The 16,911-nt window shown below is 45.4% G+C and carries 15 protein-coding genes and 1 pseudogene; 5 read left to right on the top strand and 11 right to left on the bottom strand.

Annotated features, from left to right (window positions below; genetic code table 11):
* From RMO55_RS11045 to RMO55_RS11030, 4 genes and pseudogenes are all read right to left on the bottom strand, one after another.
* Positions 1–255, bottom strand: a pseudogene (locus tag RMO55_RS11045) (rod shape-determining protein RodA); the annotation flags it as partial.
* A gap of 175 nt (positions 256–430) precedes the next feature.
* The gene (locus RMO55_RS11040; protein WP_310426519.1) at positions 431–1,483 is read right to left on the bottom strand and encodes an Mrp/NBP35 family ATP-binding protein; all 1,053 of its coding nucleotides are present in this window, start codon (positions 1,481–1,483) and stop codon (positions 431–433) included.
* 314 nt (positions 1,484–1,797) lie between these two features.
* Positions 1,798–2,679, bottom strand: a complete 882-nt coding sequence (locus RMO55_RS11035) for a serine aminopeptidase domain-containing protein (RefSeq protein ID WP_310426518.1) — start codon at positions 2,677–2,679, stop codon at positions 1,798–1,800.
* Positions 2,680–2,789: 110 nt separating this feature from the next.
* A complete protein-coding gene (locus RMO55_RS11030; RefSeq protein ID WP_310426516.1) occupies positions 2,790–4,256 on the bottom strand; it encodes an aminotransferase class I/II-fold pyridoxal phosphate-dependent enzyme in 1,467 nt (488 codons plus the stop codon).
* 103 nt (positions 4,257–4,359) lie between these two features.
* On the opposite strand from RMO55_RS11030, the gene RMO55_RS11025 reads away from it, so the two are divergent.
* Complete coding sequence (locus RMO55_RS11025) at positions 4,360–6,378, top strand: hypothetical protein (protein WP_310426514.1); 2,019 nt, start codon at positions 4,360–4,362, stop codon at positions 6,376–6,378.
* On the opposite strand, the gene RMO55_RS11020 is transcribed toward RMO55_RS11025, so the two are convergent.
* The 6 genes from RMO55_RS11020 to RMO55_RS10995 form a co-directional block, all read right to left on the bottom strand.
* Positions 6,371–7,168: a phosphate ABC transporter ATP-binding protein gene (locus RMO55_RS11020; protein ID WP_310426512.1), complete on the bottom strand. Its 798-nt coding sequence runs from the start codon at positions 7,166–7,168 to the stop codon at positions 6,371–6,373. The two genes, RMO55_RS11025 and RMO55_RS11020, sit on opposite strands and share 8 nt — an antisense overlap.
* A 222-nt stretch (positions 7,169–7,390) precedes the next feature.
* Positions 7,391–8,188 carry a phosphate ABC transporter ATP-binding protein PstB gene (pstB, locus tag RMO55_RS11015; RefSeq protein ID WP_310426511.1) on the bottom strand — a complete coding sequence of 266 codons (798 nt, stop codon included), beginning with the start codon at positions 8,186–8,188 and terminating at the stop codon, positions 7,391–7,393.
* Between the two features lie 202 nt (positions 8,189–8,390).
* Positions 8,391–9,272, bottom strand: coding sequence for a phosphate ABC transporter permease PstA (pstA, locus tag RMO55_RS11010; protein ID WP_310426509.1), 882 nt, complete (start codon positions 9,270–9,272; stop codon positions 8,391–8,393).
* 527 nt (positions 9,273–9,799) lie between these two features.
* On the bottom strand, positions 9,800–10,762 hold the full coding sequence (pstC, locus tag RMO55_RS11005; protein WP_310426508.1) for a phosphate ABC transporter permease subunit PstC: 963 nt from the start codon (positions 10,760–10,762) through the stop codon (positions 9,800–9,802).
* A 5-nt stretch (positions 10,763–10,767) separates the two neighbouring features.
* The gene (gene pstS, locus RMO55_RS11000; RefSeq protein ID WP_396134265.1) at positions 10,768–11,841 is read right to left on the bottom strand and encodes a phosphate ABC transporter substrate-binding protein PstS; all 1,074 of its coding nucleotides are present in this window, start codon (positions 11,839–11,841) and stop codon (positions 10,768–10,770) included.
* A gap of 401 nt (positions 11,842–12,242) precedes the next feature.
* Positions 12,243–12,566, bottom strand: coding sequence for a 2Fe-2S iron-sulfur cluster-binding protein (locus RMO55_RS10995; RefSeq protein WP_310426505.1), 324 nt, complete (start codon positions 12,564–12,566; stop codon positions 12,243–12,245).
* A gap of 77 nt (positions 12,567–12,643) precedes the next feature.
* Here RMO55_RS10995 and RMO55_RS10990 point away from each other — a divergent pair, with 77 nt between their 5' ends.
* Entirely contained in the window at positions 12,644–13,654 is a 1,011-nt protein-coding gene (locus RMO55_RS10990) for a serine protease (RefSeq protein ID WP_310426504.1), read from the top strand.
* 95 nt (positions 13,655–13,749) lie between these two features.
* Here the strand turns inward: RMO55_RS10990 and RMO55_RS10985 are convergent, their stop codons facing one another.
* Complete coding sequence (locus tag RMO55_RS10985) at positions 13,750–13,890, bottom strand: hypothetical protein (RefSeq protein WP_310426503.1); 141 nt, start codon at positions 13,888–13,890, stop codon at positions 13,750–13,752.
* Positions 13,891–13,969: 79 nt separating this feature from the next.
* Between RMO55_RS10985 and RMO55_RS10980 the strand changes: the two genes are divergently transcribed.
* The 3 genes from RMO55_RS10980 to RMO55_RS10970 form a co-directional block, all read left to right on the top strand.
* Complete coding sequence (locus tag RMO55_RS10980) at positions 13,970–14,434, top strand: 2Fe-2S iron-sulfur cluster-binding protein (protein WP_310426502.1); 465 nt, start codon at positions 13,970–13,972, stop codon at positions 14,432–14,434.
* Positions 14,431–16,713 carry a molybdopterin cofactor-binding domain-containing protein gene (locus RMO55_RS10975; RefSeq protein WP_310426501.1) on the top strand — a complete coding sequence of 761 codons (2,283 nt, stop codon included), beginning with the start codon at positions 14,431–14,433 and terminating at the stop codon, positions 16,711–16,713. The genes RMO55_RS10980 and RMO55_RS10975 overlap by 4 nt, the downstream gene beginning before the upstream one ends.
* Positions 16,713–16,911, top strand: a 199-nt coding sequence (locus RMO55_RS10970) for an XdhC family protein (RefSeq protein ID WP_310426499.1), incomplete at its 3' end; no start/stop codon positions are given. The genes RMO55_RS10975 and RMO55_RS10970, both read left to right, overlap by 1 nt.

The raw sequence follows: 16,911 nt of genomic DNA, 5'->3' as shown, positions 1-16,911 counted from the left end.
ATATGTAATCCAGTGCCATCGCAACAGATGATTGTATGAAATTCGGGCAATTCCGAAAACAATTAGCAGCCCAACTCCACCAAATATCCAATGTTGCCACCAATCAGTGACTGGCTGATTCAATTCGGTACTGCGAATCATCACTCCCCCAAAGAAGGTTAAACCCAGAACCATAAATATTAGCAGCCAGTCCATTTGCTGCCAATGGATAAATAAATCTTGCCAGGGGGCGCGGTTGGAGGAGTTGCTGTACATGCTTCGGGGTGTGGGGTATTGGGGGTGTGGGGATGTGGGTGTGTGGGTGTGTGGGGTATGGGGGTGTGGGTGTGTGGGGGTGTGGGTGTGTGTTTATTACCTTTTTACTCCCCAACGCCCCAACTCCGTTACTCCCACACCCCACCCTTCCCTTGAATCGATCTAAAGTATTGGATTACTGACTTAAAGCTACCATTGAGACTTTTCCAGCAATCGATTTGGCAATACTGACCAAAGCCTTCGCTGAAGCTGATTCTGGCTGGGACATGACGATCGGGATGCCGTTGTCGCCGCCAGTGCGGACGGGGATTTCGAGGGGAATTCTACCTAGCAAGGTTACTCCTAATTCGGTGGCAAATTTCTCGCCACCATCAGAACCGAAGATATCATACTGTTTGTCTGGCATATCTGGGGGAATAAAGTAGCTCATGTTTTCCACTACTCCGAGCACTGTAGTGAATTTTTCAAACATTCGCAACCCCTTTCGGGCATCGGCGAGAGCGACGGCTTGGGGGGTGGTGACGATGACGGCTCCAGCCATTGGTACCGCTTGAGCGAGGGTAAGTTGCGCGTCGCCAGTTCCTGGTGGTAAATCGACGATCAGATAATCTAATTCGCCCCAATTAACTTGATACAGAAATTGGCGGATAATGCCATTCAACATCGGCCCACGCCAGATTACAGGCTGATCTCGATCGATCAGAAATGCCATCGATACTATTTTGACACCATGATTGAATGCAGGTTCGAGGCTACCATCTTCAGTTGGTACCAACCGAATATCGCTCAAACCAAACATTAATGGTGCATTAGGGCCATAGATATCGGCATCTAACAGCCCTACCTTAGCACCCAACTGCGCGAGGGCGACGGCAACATTTGCCGCTACCGTACTTTTACCCACACCACCTTTCCCACTGGAGATGGCGACGATATTCTTGACTCGATCGATACCTTGACGGTCTGGTAATCCCTTCTGTTGGGGAATTTCGGCAGTAACTTCAACTTCGACATCTGTCACGCCTGGAAGCGTTTTAACGGCCTGTTTGCATTCATCGACAATAAATTCTCGCAGGGGACAAGCGGGAGTGGTTAATACTACTGTAAATTTAACTAGTCCTCCATCCACCTGGATATTGCGGATCATATTCAGTTCGACCAGGCTCTTCTGTAGCTCTGGGTCCTGGACAGGTTTGAGTACTTCCAAAACAGCATTTGTATTTAACATAGTTATTTATATGTGATTGTAATTCAGTGCGTTGGCATAGTTTGGTTACACTCACTACAAGTAGCTTCTCCTTTGGAGAATCGAGTTTTACCTCACACCATAGGCATCTTAACTGGGAATCGCCTACGCTACAAAACTCGATCGCAAATAGTCTCTATCTAAATTGCTAGTCGATTGAGTTCGGATTGATAAAATCTCCATTTTGGTAATATTTGGGTGAGATGCGATGTCTTTGAGGATTTCGGTGTAGAGATTGTAGATAAGTGGGAAGATTATTGGGAGTAGTCAAATTATTCTGCAGCTAAAAGATTAGCTCACTTTTTAACTTGTTTGAGGAACCTTTCCAAATCTTGTTTCCAGCGTTTTCGATCGATAGTTACTAGTAAATTATGCCCTGTATTGGGGAAAATACTCAACTGTTTAGAACCTCGTAAATTTTCAAATATTCGATCGATCTCAGCTTTTGTCGTCCACTGGTCGAGTTCGCCCTGTAATATTAAAGTTGGACATTTCACCTGACTAGCATAATCGACTGGATTGTGAGCAAAGCCATTAAATCCATGTTGAACGCCACCCCAGAAAACGATTAGTTCTGCAAGTGGAAATGAAGGGATAGACATCGCTCTCACTCGGCTGCCAACGGCATTTGTAAGGCGAGCAAATGGCTCTTCGAGGATGATTGCGTCGGGAGTAACTTCTCCCTGCGATACCGCCTTGAGAATCGCAGCACTACCCATCGAGATTCCATACAGTATTAGCGGACGTTTTAGTTTCGATTTTTGGGCATAGCTCATGCTCAACGCTACATCTTCAGCTTCCCGCATCCCAATGGTGTTTGTATTACCGCTAGAGCCGCCGACTCCGCGAAAATCAACCAATAGTGTATCGTAGCCGAGTTCGTGAAATACTTGAACTGGCGGGAGTAGTTGTCGTGCTTTACTACTTTTGCTTCCAGGAAATAGGATTATTGTTCCTTTTGAAGTGGAGTCTTTGACTGGAATAAACCAAGTTTCTAACCATTCGGTTTGACCGATGGTAATGCGCTGGGTAATATATTGGAGTCCGAGATCGGTCGGTAATTTAGGACTATTAGGTCTAGAAAGTCCTAAGCTAAACTGTCCTGGAGAGCGAAAATGCGTCAGAATATAGGCATAAGTACACGCAAAAATATTCAGAGCTAAGAACACGATAGTCACTAGCCAGTAGCAACGTTTTCTACCTCTCTTCCCCAGCTTGATTCTCTTTAATAAATGCATTAATTTAGAATTAATTTTCACCAATATCTTTCTAACAAAGAGGATTATCTCTACAAATCTACTATTTTAATTTTTGTTAAATCTAGATCGCTACAGCCGACAATTTCACCACCAAGATCGACGATCGATTGCAAGTAATCTAGAGCTTCAATCGTGATGATTTCCCCAGCAATTAAGACGGGAATTCCTGGTGGATAGGGACAAATTGATTCTGCACTAATTTTACCAACTGCGTCATCAATCGATATACTAAGATGACGCGAACGATCGGCTTGACGCGGTGCGATCGCCATCTCTGTGATAATTGTATCTGGTGGATCGATCGATCGTAATTCCAGATATTTAGCTTCAGCATGATTTGTAGCTAATTCGGTAAATGCCCCTATTAACCGATCGATATCCTCACGCGTATTTCCTAAGCTAATAATAAAGGTCAAATGCCGTAGTGACGGTAATTCAGCGACGACTCCCAACTGCTCTGTTAAAATTTCATCTGCGGCAAATCCAGTTAGGTTTAAACCTGTCACTGTCACTGTTAAACGAGTTGGATCGAGATATTTGTAGCCTGGAGCCGACGTATCTAATTCAACTACTGAAAGTCCGTCGATCTGGGCGATCTTCGATCTCGCTATTTTCGCTAGTTCGAGCGTCCTAGACATTAATTCTTCACCGTGCAGTGCCATTTGTTGACGAGCAGCATCGAGAGAAGCTAACAGCAAATAACTAGGACTAGTTGTCTGAAGCAAACGTAAAGATCGACTGATTTTATCTCGATCGATGCGGCTACTATTAACATGCAACATTGCTGATTGTGTCAGCGAACCTAATAGTTTATGTGTCGATTGCACCGTCAAATCTGCACCCGCAGTTAATGCCGCAGGGGGTAGATCTGGATGAAAGCCAAAATGCGCTCCGTGCGCTTCATCGACTAATAACGGAATGTCGTAACTGTGGACGATCTCCGCAATGGCGGCTAGATCGCCGCACGCGCCGTAATAAGTCGGACATACCAGCATTACAGCTTTTGTGTCGGGATGCTGCTCTAGGGCGAATTTTACCGACTCTGGCGTGATGCTATGAGCAATATCTAATCCACCATCATATTCTGGATTGATAAAAATCGGCACCGCACCTGCATGGACGATTCCAGCGATGGCGGAGGAATGAATATTGCGCGGTAATATAATCTTTTCACCTTCGCCACAGGTAGCCAAAATTGCGGCAATTACGCCTGCTGTCGAACCATTGACGAGAAACCATGTCTGCTGTGCGCCAAATACCTCTGCGGCTAGATTTTGCGCTTGCTCGATGATTCCTGATGGTGCGTGGAGATTGTCCAATCCTGGTAATTCTGGTAAATCCCAACCAAAGACATCGGTACCCCAGCGATTTTTCAATAGGAGATTCATACCAATACCCCGCTTGTGTCCTGGGGTATAGAAGGGTGCGTGAGATTTAGACATCCACGCTTGCAGTCCATCTATAATTGGCGTTTGGGATTGATTCAAATTGGACATTCGATAAACGATCTTGAGAATACCAATTTACCAGATGCAATGATAGTTCCGGTGAAACTTGGGCATAATACTAGCAGTTAGATTATCCCCACTAGGTGAGTAGATGCTACCGATCGAGGCACAGCAAATTAATGTCATTATTGACACTCTTCAAACAGACATCAATAGCGAGATCGGCAATAGAGAGCATTTACAGAATCTCAGCTCCTTAGTTTCGATTAAAGCCTTACAAGATATAAGTGCGAGACTAACCAAGATTCAGCGAATTATTAATATCCAGCGATATAATCTCGTATTCATTGGACAAGTAGGGGCAGGTAAAACAACGGCAATTTGCCATTTATTGAATTTAGTGAGGGAAGTTGAGGTCGAACGAAAGCTCAGAAGTGGAGAGAAAATAATTATTAAAAAGACTAGAGAACTACTCTCGACTGGCTCGGGTAAAAGTACGATTTGCGAAGTAGTAATTCGTCCGGCAAAATTAACTTATATAGAAATAGAACCTTATGACTCTAACGAGCTGCAACAATTAATCGAGGAATTTGGCTTGTGGATTTGGCAAAAAACACATCCAGCAACTGTTAAAGCACGAGTAGAGATTCCACCGGATGAGATCCTGCGGGCGATTCGGAATATTGTCGAGTTACCAGAGATTGTTGTGAATGGCAAAATTCATGATTGTGCTGTGGGATTTGCGGCATACTTTACGATCGATCGATATGATGATTTCCAGCAGGAGTTAATTCAACGAGGGAACCTACTAGCAAGGACTGAAACAACAATTCATCCACAAACTTCAGATCTAGATGAGAAATTATGGCTGAGTGAAGTATTTCAATCTTTAAATGTCGCTAAGATCGCTAATTTTTCTATTCCCAAGCGAATTTACCTGAATTTATCCGATCGCATCCTGGACTTCACCCATCGTCGGATTGGCAATATTATCGATACGCGAGGATTAGATCTCGCTACCAAAGATCGTCGAGATTTAGCAGATTATATTCGCGAACGCGATGAATCAATTTGTGTGTTTACGGAAAGATTTGCGTCAGCACCAAGCAATGTCATCCAGATTATCGGTAAATATTTAACCCCGACAGCGAAAGATATCAATACAAAATTTGCACTTTTAGTAATGCCCCGTAAAGGTGAACCAGAAAAAGTCATCGGTGCAGATGGGTTAGCAGTTGATGACTTAGAACGGGGATTGGCACTGAGAAAAGCTAATATCAACAATGTCTTTAGTAATGAAAATATTAATTTCCCCTGTGATAATATTTTATTCTACGACGCACTGCAAGCATATTTAGGTGATGGGAGTCTCGATCGATCTGATGAATCGGTAGATATCGATCTAGATCGTCAGCGGGTATTGACAGAAATCGAGCAGGTTATTGTCGATCGAGAACGACAGCTAGAAACCGAAATTGAAATTCTAGCTCAGCAGATCGAACAGATTCGATCGGGCAAAGATTTTGCGCGATTCGAGCAGGAAATTGTGATAATTGCCCAACAAAAAATTCGAGCATTTAGCCGTTTAAATTTAGAAAAAAATAGTTTTTCAACAGACTATGTAGATATGCTCCCAGCACATCATTGTGTACTTCGTGCGACTAATAATCGATACGGACAATATGAATTAAGAGATATTGATATCTACTTTAACGGGCGATATTTAGCTGAAAGTTTAATTCGTCAAAGTACCGAAAAGTATAAATCCGATCTTTTGGCAGTGATTAGCTTTATCGAGACTGAAATTAGTATCGATTCGACACTAGCCACCATCATGCAGAGATTACGCTCTCAAATTAACGAAAATTATGAAGCTCTAACGATCGACCTCGGGGTACAAATAGAAACTATTTTGAGCGATCGTCTGCTTGCTCCCCAAGATTACGACCGATCGATCTTTTGGCAACAAGCGATCGATCGGTGGGGACAAGGTTCGGGATATAAAGTAGACGTGCTATCTCTGTATAATCAGCAGGTAGAAGGGATCGATGCGATGTTTATTGACTTAATTCAAACAGCTTGGATCGATCGAATTATTCAGCCGACTTTAACGTTTCTTGGCGTTGGTGCAGCCTCTACTATGGAGAATCAATCAAGCCTTCTCATCTAAATAGACCGCTGACAAAATCTTTGGTTTGCTGTTGAGTTGGTGCGGCGAACATTTTTGCTGTTCGGTCAAATTCAATTAATTGACCCTGCTCAATAAATGCAGTATAGTCAGACAGTCTGGATGCTTGTTGCATACTGTGCGTACTAATTAAGATCGTGATTTGACCTTTCAATTTATAGATTGATTCTTCAATTCTGCTAGTTTCGATCTGGCTCAAGATGGATGTTGGTTCGTCAATTAAAATGATCTCTGGGCTAGTTGCTAAGGCTCGGGCGATACATAACTGTTGTTGTTGACCGAGCGATAGTTTAGCAGCACGACTATTTAATCGATCTTTAACTTCATCCCACAAATCGGCATCTTTAAGTGCTTGCTCTACTCGATCGTTCAGATAATTACGATCTTTCTCGCCTCGCAGTTTCAAGCCATACGTAACATTTTCATAGATAGACTTTGGCAGGGGGTTGGGTCGATCGAATACCATCCCAATTCGCATTCTCACCGCAATCGGATCTACTTGTGAGCCAATTAAATTACTGCCATCTTGCAACCAGATTGCCCCTTCATAGCGATTTCCTGGCACGAGATCGTGCATCCGGTTGAAACATCGCAATAGGGTAGTTCTACCAGCACCAGGTGCCCCCAAGACCGCGATAGTTTTGCGATCGTAGATGGGCATACTCACATTTTTGAGCGCGTGAATATTGCCACTGTAATAGAAATTCAAACTATCGACGCTTACTTGACCATTCCGCTCTAGGACAGCCGAATCTTCAGGATAGTTGACCATTTAATATTTTTGCCATTCGTGCTGTCATGATGCTAGCACGAATGGCAAAATTAGATAGTCAGACTATACTTTTCGCGATCCTAAAGGAGAAGCGTAATCCCTAGAGAGCGGGCATGAAGCGGCGTTTTATTAGGTGGTTCCCCCCGAATAAAAACGACGCTGTCTTGTCTCGCTAAACCGTCGGGGAACAAAGGCGTGCGCGAATCGCTTTCAACTTTTTAACTACCCAAATCGTCCGCTGATATATTGTTGAGTCTTTTCTTGCTTGGGTGAATTGAAGATATTGAGCGTATCGTCGTATTCTACTAAATATCCAAATCGACTACCACCCGCTCCAGCTTCGGCATTAAAAAAGGCTGTCTTATCGGACACCCGTGCGGCTTGTTGCATGTTGTGAGTAACGATGACGATCGTAAACTGAGATTTAAGATCGTAAATCAGCTCTTCAATCCGCACGGTTGAAATCGGATCTAGTGCCGAACAAGGTTCGTCCATTAAGATTACCTCTGGTTCGATGGCGATTGTCCTCGCAATGCACAACCGTTGTTGTTGTCCGCCAGAAAGAGATAAACCGCTGGCTTGCAGCTTGTCTTTGACTTCATCCCAAAGTGCTGCTTTCCGCAGAGATTTTTCGATCCGATCGTCCATATTATCGGTTAAACCAGCCAGTCTCAACCCAAATGCGATGTTTTCGTAAATAGATTTTGGAAACGGATTCGGCTGCTGAAACACCATCCCAATCCGTCGTCGAACTTCAACCGGATCGACTCTGGAGTCGTAAAGATTGGTGCCTTGATAGGTGATTTGACCTTCTACTCTAGCATTCGGAATCAGATCGTTCAAGCGATTGTAGCAGCGCAGGAGGGTACTCTTTCCGCAGCCAGAAGGCCCGATGAAAGCAACTACATTATTCTTGGGAATATCTAGAAAAACATTCCGCACCGCCTGAAAAGCACCGTAGAAAATTGAGACATTTTCTGTCTTAATTACAATTTCCCGATCCGTTAGAGTATTTGTCATAAAGTTGAAGATTAGAGGATAGGCAGTAGTCAGGCTGTTGTTGAAAGGGGGATTAAGTTCAGGTTTGTTTTTAATATTTCTGAGTTAGATTCAGATTAGTGGAATCAAATAATATATTTAGTGAGATAACAACAACCTACTATTTTCAATAACGTTTTCGATGCTGGTGAAATTCATCTAGACAACAATCGAAGCTCGGCAGCTAGTAGACCTTGCGACGAGAAACAATTCGAGCTATGATGCTAATTGCCAAAATCATGATTAGAATCAACAATGCAGCCACCCAAGCCAACTGCTGCTGGTTCTTGTATGGAGAAATCGCGAAGTTGTAAATTAAAACCGAGAGAGTGGCGGTAGGTTCCCATAGTCCTTTAATATCGTACTGGTTGAATAAGCAGGTAAATAGTAGAGGAGCTGTTTCCCCAGCGGCTCTGGCGATCGCGAGTGTCACTCCCGTGGCAATAAATGGCATTGCTGCGGGTAGGACAATTTGAGTCACGCTTTGAAAATTAGTAGCTCCAACACCCACAGCGGCGAGCCGAGTGGTTTTGGGCACAGATTTCAATCCCTCTTCAGACGTGCGAATAATGGTGGGAAGCATCAAAACTGAAAGTGCCACACCACCAGCAACTGCCGAGAATCCCCCAGTCAGTAGGACTACGATGCCATAGGCAAATAGACCAGCAATAATCGACGGCACCCCGCTGAGTACGTTAGTACAAAAGCGAACAAACTGAGCTACCCAGTTACCCTGTCCAAATTCGGTGGTATAAATTGCCGTTAAAACACCGAAGGGTACACTTATTATAGCACCGATCGCACAGGTGATTAGAGTGCCAACGATCGCGTTTCGCAGCCCACCGCCTTGCATTCCAGCCGCAGGGGGGAGATCGCTAAACACTGCTGGAGACAACCCGCCAATGCCATTGGTTACGACCATAAACAGGATGGAGGCGAGGGGAATAATCGCGATCGCGACACAGGCAAATACCAGCCCTGTCATCACGTTCCCAAACAGTTTACGCTTGGGTGAAACCGCAAATTGATTGCTCGGTCGATCGGATTGAGAAGATATAAGTGCCATACAGTTTACATAGCTAATTCTAATTTTAAATGTACGGATTGGCGAGAAAGAGAGGGAGAACCGATCTAAAGTTTTTACGGTAGGTTGATCTTTAGATCCGTAGGGTGTGTTAGCGGCAGCGTAACGCACCACAACTACTCATATATAATTAGTTACACAAAATATTGGTTGGAAGTTTTATCCAGCATAGAATCTGTAAGTAATTAATTTTGCCTAGTTAACGTGAGTTTCTCCTTACGGAGAGGCTACGCCAACGGGTTAAGGATATTAGCTTCGTTCTCTACCCGCCCGCGACTGAAGTGCGGTGATCGCAGATCAAGTTCACTAAAGTGGACTAAAGATTAGCCAGTCCACTTTAGTGGACTTGAGCTATTAGCCTGGGGATTGATCCCCAGGCGGTGTAGAGCGGAGCTAGGAATGAGCGCATGGAGACCTTAACCCGAAGTGACGTTAGTTACTTATATGTGGTGCGTTACGCTATCGCTAACACACCCTACAAGGGCTTCAAATTTCAAATTTCAACAAATTTACTCTACCTGCTGAAAACGACTAACAAGTACTTGAGCAAAGATGTTTACCAACAGCGTCAACACCATTAGAATTAGTGCTTCATAAAAGAGCGATGACTTCTGAAGACCGCTAGCTTCGCCGAATTGATTGGCAATCAGCGAAGACAACGTTGAAGCTGGATCTAGCCAGGAGATATTCACCTTATTGGCATTACCGACTAGCATCGCCAGTGCCATAGTTTCACCCAATGCTCGCCCCAGTGCTAACATCACCGAGCCGATAATCCCCGACAGCCCTGCTGGAATCAGAATTTGAGTGATGGTTTCCCAGCGAGTCGCGCCCAATCCATAGGCTCCCTGCCGGAGTTTGGGCGGTAGAGAATTTAGTGTATCGCGGGAGATGGCAATAATCGTTGGTAAAATCATGATTGCCAGTACCAGAGACGCACCAAAAAGCTGTCTGCCACCTGGTTCGGTCGAGAAAAAGGGAATCCAACCAAAATTGTGGTTGAGTCCTTGCAGGAGCGGTTTAATCGCGGGTAGGAAGACAAATAAGCCCCACAAGCCATAGACCACACTGGGAATTGCGGCTAGTAATTCGATCGTAAAGGCAATCGGTTGGAGGATTTTCTGTTCCAAAAAGTTTTCGGTCAAGAAAATGGCTACGCCAACGCCTAGCGGTACGGCAAAGATTAGTGCCAGAAATGAACTCATCACAGTGCCATAGACGTGTGGCAAGGCTCCATAGATATTTTCGACTGGGTTCCAGGTGCTATCTACCAAAAATCCTAAGCCGAACTTTTGGATCGCGGGGAGGGAAATTACCAGTAGTGAATAGGCAATCCAAACCAGAATTACACCTACACCGATGGCTAGTGCGAACGTCACCCGCCGGAAATTTTGGTCGATCGATCGCACTGTGCTAAATTTTATGGATGCTTCTAGCAGTGTTTCTTTGCGGGCTGGCGGTTGTACAGTCATAAAGTTTATTTAACTTTGGCGAGTTCTGCTTTGACCTTGGTTACCAGACTATCTTCTAGGGGGACATAGCCTAGCTCGGTAGCGGTGGCTTTACCTGTAGTCAAAGACCATTCAACCACTTTTGTTAATGCGGCTTTCTTGGCAGCATCTTTGGGTTGGGGATATACTAGCAGCCAGGTCAGACCAGAGATCGGATAAGCTTTGGGATTGGTAGAATCGGGGACTAGGAGGGCGAGATCGGCGGGGACTTTTTCGCCTGCAAATGCGGCTGCACCTGCTTCTGGAGAGGGTGCAATTATCTTGCCAGATTTATTTTCGATCGCTGCCATTGCTAAACTAGTTTGCTTACCATAGGAATACTCGATATACCCGATCGAATTTGGCGTTTGTTGGATCTGTGCCGCTATGCCTTCATTGCCTTTGGCACCCGTACCGACGGGCCACTGTACGGATTTATTCGCACCTGCCGTCCAGACGGGGCAGGCAGCTTTGAGGTGAGTGGTAAATTGGAAGGTTGTACCGCTACCGTCGGAACGGTGGACGAATTGAATGGGGCTAGTTGGTAGTTTTGCCCCAGGATTGGCTTTAGCGATTTCTGGATCGCTCCATTTGGTAATTTTACCTGCGGCAATACCACAGTAAGCAGTACGGGAGAGTTTTAAATCTTTCACACCTTCGAGGTTGTAAGCAAATACAACGCTACCGCCAGTCATTGGTACCTGAATTGGTTCGGCATTATATTTAGTTTTGAACTTAGCCCGCTCTTCGGCTTTTAAAGGTGCATCTGTTGCGCCAAAATCGACGGTACCAGCTAAAAATTGCTCTACCCCAGCCCCACTACCGACGGATTGATAACTAATTTGAGTATCAGGATTTGCCTTGTTGTAGTCAGCAAACCAGCGTTGGTACAGTGGAGCCGGAAATGATGCTCCAGCACCACTCAGGGAAGAACCACCTGCGGGTGCAGATCCGCCTGCCGCAGGTGCCGCAGTCCCTCCCGTTGGGGGTTTGGCAATGTCAGGGCTGCTGGGGGTACAAGCAGATACGGCTAACCCCAGAATTATCGAGATCGAAGCCATCGAAATATTACGGCGCGACCTAATGGTATTAGCAGCCAATGTTGCGGTAGTCGATCGATCTAGTCGTACATTATTCATGATATTTTTTCCGAGCTGATTGAAAATATTTATGAGTGGGATCGAGTAAATTCGTTCCCTCAAGCTAGCATAGTTGTGAGAGCGAGAATTCTTCGATTACTAATACCTGTAAAATTGCTAGATCGAATCCAAGATTCTCAATAGCCACCAACAGTAAGCATATGTCAATTACAGATGTTTTAAGATTAACAATAGGTTAAAGTTTATCTTAGCGGAGTCTAAAACGACTGAAAGGGGCGGGTTTTCAAACTTAATGCCTAGTTTTATGCTCGTCAATCGGACAACCCCGCCCTATTTGCGACTTATCACTTATGACCTACGACTTAACGCTGATGCTGCCCAAACTGTAATTCGTAAACCTCATCTTCTTTCTCAGTGACGATCTTCAGATTCGATCGAGGATAAGCGATACACAATAAGGTATATCCCTGTGCTTGCAATTCTGGACTGACACCCATCCCCTCTCCTTGCTCGACTTGTCCTTCTAATACCTGCGCCGCACAAGTCGTACAGACTCCAGAGTTACAGGACGTTGGCAGATATATGCCCGCAGCAGCAGCAGATCGTAAAAGTTGCTTGTCTTCAGCAGCTTCGATCGTATGAATTTCTCCCTGATGATGGATCTCAACTGTGTAAGTTTTCGTCATAGATGATTATTATTTAGTGTGTTGTGAACGTTCGAGGAGATATTCTCCACTTTAGCAAGTTGTGGTACTAGCAAATCATGTCTCAAATGCAGTTTCAGATCTTAACTAACCATCCATCACGTCGAGAGCGATTTTTGTCAAAAGCTGGCTGGAATATCTGCGCCAATCTACTACTGACAATCGGTGTATCTGGATCTTGCCTCGGCGATCCTGTCAGTGCGGCAATTTTCGATCGATCTGGGCGTAAAATACCCGATCGAGAGGTAAATTCCGATCTCGTCAACTGGCAAATGCTATCTACAGCCGCAGGTCGCAAATATAATGGGATTGGCGTAATTGATATCGATTATGGTGTCTGTACGGGGTTTCTCATCGCTACTGGCATCCATCCCGATACGCCCGCATACGTCCTCACCAACGGTCACTGTCAGGGTCGTGCCGGCAAATTACCTGGCGATCGAGAAATTATCGTCGATCGATCGAGTAAGACCAATTTTATCGTTAACTACTTCCATGATTTTAAGCCCGATCGATTAACTATTCCGGTCAAGCGAATTGTCTATGGCACGATGAAAAATAACGATATCGCCATCCTCGAATTGACCAAAACCCAAAGAGAACTAGCTAAAGCAGGCATTAACCCCCTTCAGATCGATCTCAAACCCCCAGATCTAGGTGAACCCCTGATCGTCGTAGGAGTGCCTTCTGAAGGTCTCAAAGAGGAACTAACCTTTCTCCATGCCACTACCTGTCAAACAGGGGAATTGGCAAATGTTAAAGAAGATATCTATCACTGGAAACACTCAATTCGTCACCAGTGCAGCATCGTCGGTGGCATGTCTGGTTCGCCGATGATCTCGCTCAAGAAAATGCGAGTAGTTGGCATTATCAATACAGGCGTAAATGACAATGCCTCAAAACAACCCCAATGCAGTCTCAATCGTCCCTGCGAAGTTGGCAAACATGGCTTCGTACAAACTTTTCCCCAAGAAAACTACGGTCAATTAGTCGATCGAATTCCCACCTGTTTCGATCGACGCGGCATCTTCAATCTCTACCAGCCCAACTGTCAATTAGAACGCCCCTAACTCAGATATTCTCCTCAAACAATGGCTCTTTAATTGAAAGGCTAGTTTTAATAGAACTCGAAATTTGGAATTTGTTGGCAACGATCGAACATCATTTAAAGTGACATACAATCTACGGCAATCGACACAATCTTATAATTAAGGCTGGTAGTTTCCACCATCCCGATCTCGCGACAAAAAGTGGGAAATAGTGGACTGGTAACAGCTAAAGTGACAAATGTTGCCACAATTTTCATGCTCGATCGTGGGTTACACACATCAAAAATCTAGTCATACTAATAGAGTTTATATATTTATGGTTTTGGGAGAACAATCGTGCAGTTAAGGCTCAATGGAAAAATCGCTACTATTCCCGACGATCTCCAGGATGAATTGCTAATTTGGGCACTTCATGACACCTTAAAACTCAATGGTACTCGGTATGGGTGTGGTGCTAGTTGGTGTGGCTCTTGTACTGTTTTAGCTGATAATATTGCGATTCGATCGTGTCAAACAACTGTGGCAAAAGTAGTCGATCGAGACTTAATTACCGTCGAAGGATTGGCGCAGGGTGAAACTTTACATCCGGTGCAGCAAGCCTTTCTGGAAAATCCGTTGCAGTGCTGTTATTGCATGACTGGACACATCATCACAGCGGTGGCATTTCTCCAGCAGAATCCTAATCCGAACCCAGCAGAAATTGATACCGCAATGGATGTGAATTTATGTCGTTGTGGCGGCTATAATAACATTCGTAAAAATGTTTTACGTGCTAGCGAATTAATGCGAGGTCAGTCATGAAACGTCCACCTAAGATGCAATGGAGAATAACTCGACGGCGGTTTTTACTGATTGGTGCTAGTACGATGGGTGTGCTGGGTGTGGGTGTACATGCTGGCTTTCAAGCGATCGTGCCCAGCTTGGTGGATGGGATCGCAGCCGAAGCTGGTGGTGGCTCTGGCTCAACCAAGCCATTGTTATGGTTTGGGGTCGATCCGCAGCAGGGTGTGACATTGTATGTGCCTAAAGGCGAAATGGGTCAGGGGGTGCAGTCGATGATGGCACAATTAGCGGCTGAGGAACTCGAACTCGAACCCACACAATTGCGAATTGCGATCGCAAATTCGAGTCAGGGCTTCGACAATTTGTATGGTACTTATGGCAGTAGTTCAACCACTAGTTTGTACAATCCTTTGCGCCAAGCAGCGGCAAACTTGCGCGAAATGTTGCGGATTGAAGCAGCAAAACAATTCGGTGTGCCTGTATCCGAAATTATGACCGAGAAAGGAGCCTGTTTCGTCAAGAAAAAATCCGATCGTCAACTCGAATACAGTAAAATTGTCGCGACAAAAATAGGTGAATGGATCGAACCAACAGCGGTGAAATTAAAGTCTCGCCAGGATTTTACCAAAATTGGGAAAAATACCGCCAGAGTGGATGTGCCTGACAAAATACTGGGTAAATCTCAGTATGGGATACAGGCGCGAGTGCCCAAGATGATGTTCGGGGCAGTGGCTCGTCCACCCCAGTTTGGCGCAACGCTAAGATCGGTTAACCCTGGCAATGTTGCCTCGATGCCTGGAGTCAAAAAAGTTGAGATCGATCTTGCCAATAATTTTGCGGGTGTAGTTGCCGATACCCGCACTCGCGCCTGGAATGCCCTAGCAAAATTGCAGCTAGAATACGTCAATGGCAGTAATATTAGCCAGTCAGAACTCGATCGATTGGTGACTGCCAAAGCTGGTGAAGGAACGGTAGTGCGGACGAGGGGAGATGTAAATGAGGCTCTGAAAAATCCCTTAGTAGCAGCATATCGTACACCCCTAGCGGCTCACGCTCATCTCGAACCTTTAACAGCACTGGTGGATGTGCGTCAGGAGACGATCGAAGCTTGGGTATCAACCCAGGATGTATCCCTGGAAGTAGCTGCCCTGGAGCAAGTTTTTGGGAAGAATCGCCCAATCGTTGTACATGGAATGCAAATGGGCGGTAGTTTTGGGCGCAAAGGCAATCAAACCGCAGTTGTCGAAGCGGCGCGACTATCCCAAGCAGCAGGTGTACCAGTACATGTGGCGTGGACTCGCAAAGAAGAAATGCAAAATAGTTTCTACCGTCAACCTTCCCACGCCGTGCTACGTGGCAATGTCGATAGTTCGGGTCATATTGTTGCCCTCGAACATACAGTTGCTAGTGGAGACATCCTCACTGGCAGTTTGGAACCCCCGATCCTCGGTTCTTTGCTGGCTGCGGTTTATCAAATCGATCTAGGCGTTATCGGTGGGTTATTCAGCCCCTATGAGATTGCTAATTATCACGTCCGTACCCGTTTAATCGAATTGCCCATTCCGACAGGGTTATGGCGAGGTATCGGGCTATTTCCTCACGTTTTTGCTCTGGAGAGTTTCACCGACGAACTTGCCCATCGTGCCAAACTCGATCCGATCGAGTTTCGACTGCTAAACTTACCTAATACCGAACAGGGAAAACGCCTCAAGGCTGTACTAGAGGAAGTTAAAACCAAAAGCCAATGGACAAAAGCACTGCTGACGGGCACAGCTCGCGGGGTCGCCTGTAGTTTTTCAAACAATACCGCTGTGGCAATGGTTGTGGAAGTTCAGATTGGTGCTAAACAACAGCTAAAAACACCGTTAGCGATCCAAAGTCCACCAATAGGGGCTAATCCCAATGGGAATATTGGCTTACCCCAGTCGTACTCGGTACCAGCCCAGCCCATCCAAGTAACTCGTGTCGTAATTGCGATCGATCCAGGATTGGTAGTCAATCCCAATGGGGCAGCTCTGCAAGCTCGTGGCTCGGTGGTGATGGGATTATCCAGTACTCTGATCGAGCAAGTTACGATCGAGAATGGTGCAGTTACCCAACAGAATTTTGATGATTATCCAATCCTGCGTTTATCCCAAACTCCGCCCCAAATTGACGTGCATTTTGTCGAGAGTGACCTCGACCCCCAAGGCATGGGCGAACCTGTAATTGGCCCAGTTGCCGCTGCTGTAGCCAATGCGGTGTTTGCCTTGACGGGTCAGCGATTGCGAGATTTACCGCTTCAGCTCAAATCGTGATGAATAGTTTGTCAGCTATTTTGAGTGCCTATCGCCATTGTGGGATCGATCGATCGATATTCCTCGCCACTGTCGTCCAGACGCAAGGCTCTACCTACCGTAAAACTGGAGCCAGAATGTTAATTGCAGGTAGCGGTGAAATTGCGGGGATGGTCAGCGGTGGCTGTCTCGAACAGGATATCTTGTGCCATGTGCAGC

Source organism: Chamaesiphon sp. VAR_48_metabat_135_sub, assembly GCF_031418915.1.
Lineage (GTDB): Bacteria > Cyanobacteriota > Cyanobacteriia > Cyanobacteriales > Chamaesiphonaceae > Chamaesiphon.
The sequence above is the reverse complement of the archived record's forward strand: the minus strand, read 5'-3'. Positions and strand labels throughout refer to the sequence as shown.

Bases quoted from the DNA above. Each gene is read 5' to 3' on its own strand.
- RMO55_RS11040 (WP_310426519.1), bottom strand. From the start codon at position 1,483: ATGTTAAATACAAATGCTGTTTTGGAAGTACTCAAACCTGTCCAGGAC.
- RMO55_RS10985 (WP_310426503.1), bottom strand. From the start codon at position 13,890: ATGAAAATTGTGGCAACATTTGTCACTTTAGCTGTTACCAGTCCACTA.
- pstS (WP_396134265.1), bottom strand. From the start codon at position 11,841: ATGGCTTCGATCTCGATAATTCTGGGGTTAGCCGTATCTGCTTGTACC.
- RMO55_RS10995 (WP_310426505.1), bottom strand. From the start codon at position 12,566: ATGACGAAAACTTACACAGTTGAGATCCATCATCAGGGAGAAATTCAT.
- pstC (WP_310426508.1), bottom strand. From the start codon at position 10,762: ATGACTGTACAACCGCCAGCCCGCAAAGAAACACTGCTAGAAGCATCC.
- RMO55_RS10990 (WP_310426504.1), top strand. From the start codon at position 12,644: ATGTCTCAAATGCAGTTTCAGATCTTAACTAACCATCCATCACGTCGA.
- RMO55_RS11025 (WP_310426514.1), top strand. From the start codon at position 4,360: ATGCTACCGATCGAGGCACAGCAAATTAATGTCATTATTGACACTCTT.
- pstB (WP_310426511.1), bottom strand. From the start codon at position 8,188: ATGACAAATACTCTAACGGATCGGGAAATTGTAATTAAGACAGAAAAT.
- RMO55_RS11020 (WP_310426512.1), bottom strand. From the start codon at position 7,168: ATGGTCAACTATCCTGAAGATTCGGCTGTCCTAGAGCGGAATGGTCAA.
- RMO55_RS10975 (WP_310426501.1), top strand. From the start codon at position 14,431: ATGAAACGTCCACCTAAGATGCAATGGAGAATAACTCGACGGCGGTTT.
- RMO55_RS11030 (WP_310426516.1), bottom strand. From the start codon at position 4,256: ATGTCCAATTTGAATCAATCCCAAACGCCAATTATAGATGGACTGCAA.
- pstA (WP_310426509.1), bottom strand. From the start codon at position 9,272: ATGGCACTTATATCTTCTCAATCCGATCGACCGAGCAATCAATTTGCG.